This is a genomic window from Deltaproteobacteria bacterium, assembly GCA_023382265.1.
In the GTDB taxonomy this organism is placed as follows: domain Bacteria; phylum JAMCPX01; class JAMCPX01; order JAMCPX01; family JAMCPX01; genus JAMCPX01.
On the sequence record JAMCPX010000073.1, the window covers coordinates 55516 to 63935 of the forward strand.

At 43.4% G+C, this 8420-nt stretch carries 9 protein-coding genes and 1 tRNA gene; 8 read left to right on the plus strand and 2 right to left on the minus strand.

Annotation, left to right across the window (positions count from 1 at the left end):
- Nucleotide 1 precedes the first annotated feature (1 nt).
- The 3 genes from M1381_12315 (at nucleotide 2) to M1381_12325 (ending at nucleotide 3218) form a co-directional block, all read left to right on the plus strand.
- Nucleotides 2-262 carry a hypothetical protein gene (locus M1381_12315; GenBank protein ID MCL4479854.1) on the plus strand — a complete coding sequence of 87 codons (261 nt, stop codon included), beginning with the start codon at nucleotides 2-4 and terminating at the stop codon, nucleotides 260-262.
- A complete protein-coding gene (locus tag M1381_12320) occupies nucleotides 262-762 on the plus strand; it encodes a DUF3106 domain-containing protein (GenBank protein ID MCL4479855.1) in 501 nt (166 codons plus the stop codon). The genes M1381_12315 and M1381_12320 overlap by 1 nt, the downstream gene beginning before the upstream one ends.
- A 110-nt stretch (nucleotides 763-872) precedes the next feature.
- Nucleotides 873-3218: a hypothetical protein gene (locus M1381_12325; protein ID MCL4479856.1), complete on the plus strand. Its 2346-nt coding sequence runs from the start codon at nucleotides 873-875 to the stop codon at nucleotides 3216-3218.
- Between the two features lie 124 nt (nucleotides 3219-3342).
- Here M1381_12325 and M1381_12330 read toward each other — a convergent pair whose 3' ends face one another.
- Nucleotides 3343-4500, minus strand: a complete 1158-nt coding sequence (locus tag M1381_12330; GenBank protein ID MCL4479857.1) for a hypothetical protein — start codon at nucleotides 4498-4500, stop codon at nucleotides 3343-3345.
- Between the two features lie 210 nt (nucleotides 4501-4710).
- Here M1381_12330 and rplU point away from each other — a divergent pair, with 210 nt between their 5' ends.
- Nucleotides 4711-5034, plus strand: coding sequence for a 50S ribosomal protein L21 (rplU, locus tag M1381_12335; protein ID MCL4479858.1), 324 nt, complete (start codon nucleotides 4711-4713; stop codon nucleotides 5032-5034).
- Nucleotides 5035-5043: 9 nt separating this feature from the next.
- The gene (gene rpmA / locus M1381_12340; protein ID MCL4479859.1) at nucleotides 5044-5295 is read left to right on the plus strand and encodes a 50S ribosomal protein L27; all 252 of its coding nucleotides are present in this window, start codon (nucleotides 5044-5046) and stop codon (nucleotides 5293-5295) included.
- A 58-nt stretch (nucleotides 5296-5353) separates the two neighbouring features.
- Here rpmA and M1381_12345 read toward each other — a convergent pair whose 3' ends face one another.
- A complete protein-coding gene (locus M1381_12345; protein MCL4479860.1) occupies nucleotides 5354-5656 on the minus strand; it encodes a hypothetical protein in 303 nt (100 codons plus the stop codon).
- Between the two features lie 194 nt (nucleotides 5657-5850).
- On the opposite strand from M1381_12345, the gene M1381_12350 reads away from it, so the two are divergent.
- From M1381_12350 to M1381_12360, 3 genes are all read left to right on the plus strand, one after another.
- Complete coding sequence (locus M1381_12350; GenBank protein ID MCL4479861.1) at nucleotides 5851-6072, plus strand: hypothetical protein; 222 nt, start codon at nucleotides 5851-5853, stop codon at nucleotides 6070-6072.
- On the plus strand, nucleotides 6039-7979 hold the full coding sequence (locus M1381_12355; GenBank protein ID MCL4479862.1) for a PQQ-binding-like beta-propeller repeat protein: 1941 nt from the start codon (nucleotides 6039-6041) through the stop codon (nucleotides 7977-7979). Before M1381_12350 ends, M1381_12355 begins: the two co-directional genes overlap by 34 nt.
- 215 nt (nucleotides 7980-8194) lie before the next feature.
- Nucleotides 8195-8267 (plus strand) — tRNA-Arg (locus M1381_12360).
- Nucleotides 8268-8420: the final 153 nt, after the last annotated feature.

The following is an 8420-nucleotide window of genomic DNA, read 5'->3' on the forward strand; positions in this document are numbered from 1 at the left end:
GATGACAGGTATTATTATTGCGATATTTTTATCAGGTATTGGTGCAGGGCCAAATAGCAGCTCACATCCGCGTATGCCGTATACATCAACTTTTACAGGAACGGCATCCCATTACATTACCCAAACAGCAAAGCAAAATAAAAGCATCAAAAAAGAAGATAAAGACATCATTAAACACTTGGAGATCTTAAAAGATATGGCTATGTATGAGGACCTTGCTCTTTACAGGTATATGAAGGTCTTTGAGCAGGAGGAAAAATAATGAAATATTTTAAATTAGTTGTGTTTTTTTTATGGCTTATGTTTATGTCAGCCATTGTGTACGCACAAACAGCCGTGAATGTATCCAATGGCCAAAAACAATGGGAATCAATGTCTAAAGCACAAAAACAGGAACTGAGTAAGGCATTTAAAAAATGGCAGTCCCTGCCCGAGGATAGACGCGGGAAGATCATCCAAAATTATATGTTGTTCAAGTCCTTATCAAAGGATGAGCAAAAAAGGATCATAAAGGAATACAAACATTTTCAAAACCTCCCGGAGGATAAGAAAAGACTCGTAATGGATAATTATCAAAGGTGGAAATCCATGCCATCCGCAAAAAGACAGATCATTTTAAGAAATTATAAAATCTACCAATCCTTATCACCGAGAGAAAAAGAAGCTCTTAGGAGGCAATATTTAAAGTGGAAAGGCATTACACCGGCACAAAGGGAAAGAATAAAAGAACTGATCAGAAACCGCAAACTCAAAAAAGAGTAATACCAAAAGATGCGTTTAAAAAAATAAGGGGACAATGCTGTTGCATTTTTTTAGTCAAGCCATTTGCCTTTTGCAGATTTTAGTGTATGATTAAATAAACGGAGGTGTACATGAAAAAGACTTTTTTCACAATAATGTTACTTTTTCTTATTTTTATACCGATCATTTCACACGCAGATGTTTATGGTCCGCCTCGATGGCATCCCGATGCTGTCAACCTCGTTATATATCAAAGGTTGTTTAATTACATTTCACAAAGTTTTACCGGACTGACAGCAAATATTCCCATCCCATGCAGTCATATCTGTTCGGGTGGAAGCTGTGGAGACTGTGGCCAATGTACAAGCTATATCGATCCCATGAATCTACATCTTACTATACCTGCCCAGTACAATGGCCAGCCAAACCTTAACTTCTCATGGCAGGGATCCACGCAGAGCTTATTGGTAACAGTAAATGAGATCCATGGATACATTCCACAGGGTACTGCTGACGCAGAGACAACTCTTAATTTATGTGTTTGGCCGCTTCCTTCATGTCCTCTCTGTGCGGGATTTTGCAGCACAACTTTAGATGATATAAATGTGGATGCAAATAACGTCGCACTAAACATCCAGCCCCAGATTACGGGAGATTATCTTAAATTTAAGACGGTTGGAAACCCAAGTATTACTTTTAACAATGTTACGGTCGGGAATATAAGCAGTAACAGCGGCAGCATACTGTGTCAGGCAGGAGGTGCGGTAGCCAATCTTTTCTATCAATTGCTTCAGCCTATTATACAAAGTCTGGTTGATACTGTCATTACACAGTTTGTAAACACTCAGCTTTTACCAAGCATCTCCGGTATGATAAATAACGTAAACGTTAACCTTTATATGCACGGCAGTTTCACCCCGATCGCATATCAGGTAAGGCCTTCTTTTTTCTATCAGGCACTAAATATCACGGCTAATGCCGCACAAATAAATCTTGATGCAGGCATTGGGTCTGCTATTGGTTCAGTCGATTGTCCTCCAACCCCCCTTGCACAAAAGCCGCCGGACAATGTAATACCTCCGACAATAGATACGGGAAGAACGGATTCTATGCTGGCATTTGGTGTTTCACAGGATGTTATAAATGATGCACTTTATGCTGTTTATCAAAGCGGCATGATATGCATAACCGCGCCGCCATTGCCTGTTGGTTTGCTCAAAACTATTATACCTCAACTACCGAGCAGCGGTTCCCTTATTCTCAAGATCATACCTACACAGGCTCCCACCATTACACTCGGGAGCCCCCAGAATCTATGGGATACGGTTAACCTGAACGGGCTTATTATTGAAGGTCTGCTAGGAGTTGATGAGGCTCAGACGTATCCGGGCGCAAACGAGCCCTACAATACTCAGTATACCGATGCATTCATCATGAGCACAGATCTATCCATAAGAGCAGAGGTTTATATTGACCATAATAAATTAGATCAAAACGGAAATCCAATGCTCGTGGTTGCAATAGATAGCAGCCCGCAGGGCATGAAGATCAATAATACCGTGCTCTCTTCCGAGCTTACAAACCCTTCAAACATCAATAATGTGATAAAGCTCGCCATGAGCCTCGCGTCCGGTTTTATTGGAACAGCATTACCTGCAATGAGTTCTGCATTTACATTCAGCGGAGTTACAATACTGGTAAAGGACATCATTCCATCAGGAGGATATATAAACGTTTATATAGATCTGTCGGGCTTTATGAATTTGCTTTCATCTACGTCACTTGCCCCGCCTCAAATGGCAACGCTTACTTATAATAATCCATCAACGACCAATCTCAAAACACTCTCACTGGCGAATAATGCTCAGCCTTTGATAAACACAAACTCTGATATAGCTTTTAATCTTGCCGATACACTTCCACCGCATACACAGTTATCATGGAGGCTGTCCGATCAATCCATTTTTGGAGATGTGTGGCAGGGCTGGTCATTATGGACCACAGATACAACGATAACTCTTGATAATCTAATGGATGGAGAGCATACACTTGAGGTAAGGCTGATGGATAGCCGGACAGGCATAACATCAACCAGTACTTATACATCATTTAAGGTAGATACGGTTAAACCCGAATTGAAGCTTATCAGTGCTAATTATCCAACCTTTGTATTTAACATGAGCGATCCTGTTACAATGCCAAGACTTATGTATGCTGTAGACAACCCTGCTTCTTTTACCAAGCTTGGATATAATGAAAATACTGTTAACTTAACAAACAGTACCGCCGGAACACACACGCTTTATGTTAAGGCAATAGATGAGGCAGGTAATACATCAAGTATGGAGTCCATACCTTATACAGTTACCGGCAAGACATCGGACGGGTGCGGTACAGTACCCTTTGATGATAACAACCCTTACACGCTTTTAGTGGTATTGATTCCATTGTTCTTAATATTTATAATAAGGCTCTGACCCCATCTGGGTTCTTCATCAGAGATGCTTTTAAAAAATGCATGGGCGGTTCGATGGACCGCCCCTTTTTTGGACAGCTCTATAATCAAAAGATTTCCTTGGCGTTTGCGCCGGGGATGTTCCTTCAAAATCCTACTTGCAGGTTTAATGCTACCGATTGATCATTATAAGTTGTTTTATTTTTCATGAGATTATAGCCTTTTGCACTAAACATATTGTAGTCAAGAGCGATAATGGAATCCTTTGTTATATCATAGCTGACACCTATAAGACTCCAGCTGTTTTCCATAGATGTGAGTGCCCCATAAAGGCTTGTTGAATAGACAATCCCGAGATTGGTTGCAGGCGAGATCTTATCGCTGACTGGTGTGTATGAATCACTGCCATTGGGCTTCATATAAAGATAGCGTGCAAAAACCCTTATTGATTTTTCCTGAGGTATCCTTAAAAATCCCCAAAAGCTGTAGCCATACCCGTGGTTAAACTTTGCGTATTGCATATCCGCAGGCGTAATATGATCATCAGCCCATAAGTAATCACCAGCCAGCCTTAAGATATCATTAGAGTACATCAGCATGGCTATCGCCCTTTTCGGATTATAATCAGGTATGCCGTTGTGCTCACTTTCGTCCAATCCGAATAGATTTAATGTAAACGGCTTCAGGTTTAAGCCTATTCTTGCTGAAGCTGCATAGCCTTTGCCGTTCTGTGCTGTCTGATAACCCTCTCCGTTTGAACCCATTATATGATAGTCTATTAATTTATTTAACAGACTACCTACAATTGCTACACCATAATCAGAAGACGGCATAAAGCCTTCATAATCTGACGGGGTTTGTGCAAGAAATCTATACGTCCATACACCTTCTTCATAAGGTATCCATGGTGTTTCTGTGAGCCCAAATCGTATTTGTGTATTCTTTAAAGGGGTATAGATACCGTACAGATATTTGACGAACACATTGCCTCTACCGTTCGCTGCAGAAGGATCTGCATAAGCTTCATCTACGGTAAACTTACCTGAGAATTTATTGTTTGCCCTGCCTATAACCGTTAAGTACGCCCTCGACAATCTTAACCCATTTATGCTGCCTGTATTTGTGTTTGCCTGGGCCTGGCCAACATTCGATGCATCAAAATGATCACCCGATGCATAAACGCCGTTGAGATACGCAGTTACCCCAACATTTAGGTGATCATTAATTTGATACCCATACGCTCTGCCGGAAATGATCGTAGAACCAAGTAAGAGCGCGGTTATTAGCCTGTTTTTTAGATTCATAATCTTCCTCCTTATTTTTTTGTTATACCCCAATGTAGCAGTTGTTCTTTAAAAACGTATTGCACGCCTGTAAATTTTAAGTAAAAGCTTTTACCCCATGCAACAGCACGACTAACTTTAAAAATTAAAGATATGTTGTCATTTACTTGACAAAGAAATATATATTGTCTTAATAATGTAAGACTAAATTTTGTAAGTGAGGGAAAACTTATGTATGCGATTATAAAACATTCGGGTAAACAATATTTAATTGAACAGGGAGATATCGTTCTACTCGATAGGATAAACGATGTAACCAAAGACGGTGAATTAGAACTTAAAGATGTTATAATGGTCAATGATGGAACAAACACGGTGATCGGTAATCCTGTTATACCTGATGCTTCTGTTAAAATAAAGGTCTTGGGAGAGTTAAAAGGTAAAAAAGTAATCATCTTTAAGCAGAAAAGAAGAAAGAACTACAGAAAGAAAACCGGGTTTAAACCCACTTTTACACAGGTATTGGTAGAAGATATTATTTATCAGAAAAACTGAGGAGAATATATGGCTCATAAAAAAGGACAGGGCAGCGCAAGTAACGGCAGAGACAGCCATGGTCAGAGACGCGGAGTAAAGCTTTATGATGGAGATAAGGTTAAAGCAGGAGGTATAATTGTAAGGCAGGTTGGAATGAGATATATGCCTGGCAAAGATGCCGGGCTCGGTAAGGATTATACGATTTTTGCGCTTAAAAATGGAACTGTTAAATTTGGCCGTTCAGGGGATAAGGTCACTGTAAACATTTTAACCGAGTAACACAATAAGATTGTAAGAAAAAACCCATGCTCAGAGTGTGTTTTGGGCGTATAAACCGTTACATCTGTTCTGAATTGAGACATTGATAAATCCTGAAAAGATTGATCCCTGTTCTTTCAATGGTCATCAAGTCATGGGCAAGGTATCGGTTGGTAATACCGTATAAGGAGCAGTACACGCTCCGGTGTGCAGACATAAGTGCTTGGTGTATAGATGTAACCATATTGTCCAAGGGTGAAAAATAAACGGTCATTTTACACGTCGCCGTTTGATGAGCATATGCAGGCATTGCAATCAAAAGGAAAAAAGATATAACTACTGTTTTTATGGTTCTTCCCTGTAATTTTTCAACCGTTATCATAGTACAATTATTCAACATGCGTTTCTGGTTGTCAAACCTGATTTCTGAGACGAGCTATCATAAGGAATTTGAATGTCATTGCGCCGCATAGCACGAATTAGTCGTTCAATTAACGCAAATATACGGACGTTATCCCGAAGTGATTGACAGGTGGATCATGCTTTATGTTATGATGATATAAAAAGGAGGTTACCATGCGTGCAAAATCTATTTATACATTCATAATTCTTGGAATGCTTGTCATGCTTCTTATCGCAGGATGTTCCGGTAGCAAGGGCACAACTGTTGTACACCAAGTCGTTCAAGGGTCGTCACCTGTTATCCAAAGTTTGTCCGTTCAGGGGCTGCCGTCTGCCCGGGGCGGTACGATCTCACAGCGACCGTGGTTGCGGGCAGTGAACAGGGACTTGGGCTGACCTATACATGGACAGCGTACAACGGCTGGTCTGTCATCAGCGGGGGCAGTACACCTACTGCAACCATTAAAGCGCCCGATACCTACGCTGTAAGCGGCACGGCAACTGTAGAGGTGTCGGACACAAACGGCAGGTATGCGTTGGTCCCCATCCCGGTCAGCACGGTGGGCAACAGAGCACCGGTCATCAACGCTATCAGCGCATCGCCGAACCCTATAACACTCGGTGGTCTGATGGCTATAGCCGTAACAGCGTCTGACCCTGACGGCGATACGCCTTCATACACATGGCAGGCATCTCAGGGATGGACGATTGCAACAGGACAGGGCACGAGCGCCATCACTGTTACAGCGCCAACTCAATATGGTGTTTCCGGGACGGTTACCGTTACCGTGGATGACGGCCATGGTAGCGCTGTGAGCTGGTCTTTACCGGTCAGCACATATTTCGAATTTCTTCCGTCAATCACCGTGTCTCCGCAGCCGGTCATTACTTCCACAACCTTGACCTGTAACGGGTATTATCCCCTGAACAATACCCTTACCTTCAACTGGACTGTCGGTGGTTTACCGATAACGACCGGCAACCCTGGCGTCTGGAATTCACCGGGCTTACCCGGGTCTTACGTAGTCGGTGTGACGGTGGAAGATGGGAATGGAATCGCAATCAGCACAACAACCCCGATACAGGTAAACAGTATAAGCCCCTGGCCAATGTTCCATGGCAATATACAATTAACAGGACAAAGTCCCATAAATACAAGCTCAATAACCAACACAATTACATGGACAACCTCAACCATAACTCCAGGAGCAACAGTACAGCACGTGGGTTCGCCTGTGATCGGTGCAGACGGAACCATCTACATAGGGAATTCTGAACAAATTAGTGGTACTACCGATATCGGCTATTTGTATGCACTCAGCCCAACATACGGTACGGTCGAATGGATCTACCCAACCGGCCCTATGAGGTATCCGCCTGTGGTTGGTGCGGATGGGACAATCTATGCGGGGGCCCTTTGGCCGTACACTTCGGGGGCGGGTTCTACTGCCTGTATCTATGCGCTCTATCCGACAGGCGGTCTCAAGTGGAGTTACACCTCCTCTTCGGCCAATATAATTTACCCTCCGACGATCGGCGCGGACGGTACAATCTATGTGGCAATTAGTAGTAAGAATAATGGTAGCTATCTCTATGCACTCAACCCCACCGACGGCTCGGTCAAATGGAGTACCCCAATCGGTTCAGGTGTTGTGGGAAATCTTCAAACACCACTGGCGATCGGCCCAGACGGGACAATCTATACACTAGGGACTAGCACGCCGGTTGGTTCATCATCACCGTATTCTTGTTTATATGCACTCAACCCAACAGACGGCTCGGTCAAGTGGGTCTTTTATGGTACAGGTGGTCTAAAATATGGACCTGAACCAGCGATCGGTACAGACGGGACTATCTATCTTGCGAACTATCAAAGTCTCTATGCAATCAATCCCAATGGCAGCTCCAAATGGACGTTCACCTCTAGCGTGCCTATAGTGCCTATATTGACTACACCCGTAATCGATTCAAAAAAAGGGATGATAATTATAGGTAGAAGTACGGAATTGCAGGCCCTCAGCATCACAAACGGTGCTCTCAAATGGACATATCCCCCCTATCCCTATCCGTCAGCCTTTATGGTGTATTCCCAGCTGGCGATCGGTGCGGACGGCATGATCTATTTCGGGGTTTCACTAGGTTTTTACTACCCCGAAAACATTTTTGCGCTCACATCGGCAGGAGGGCTGAACTGGTCGTACACAACCTCAAGCGACTCAGCGGTGAACACCACCCCGGCGATCGGTGCGGACGGTACGGTCTATTTCGGGACTGCGGATGGCTACGTCTATGCGTTTCACTGAGAGGGATTTCAGAAACTGAGGCGTTGCACCGTGGTTGTTCAATAAAAATGAAAAGGCGCATTCAAGGGCGGGTCAAAACCCGCCCTTTTTAGTTTCCTTTCTGTCTGCAAGATTCATAGGATAAACCACGTGCGTCCGGGAATTTGACCGTAGCAGAGCAGCAACCACTTGACTGCGAAAAGCAGTGTTGTATAAGATACAACAGTATAAGTTCTGTGCCTGTAGCCCAGTGGATAGAGCGACGGACTCCGGCTTCGTAGGTCGGGGGTTCAAATCCCCCCAAGCACTCTTTAATCAAAAAAATTCCTCAATGCCTTGCATCGGGGTTTGCCATAAATTCCTCTCCAGGCCATGCTTCTCAGCCGGCGGTTTGAACCCGGGACTTTAGCCGCAGGACTTGCGCCTAAGGAGGAGTTACGCTTACGGAGGACTTTCTCATCA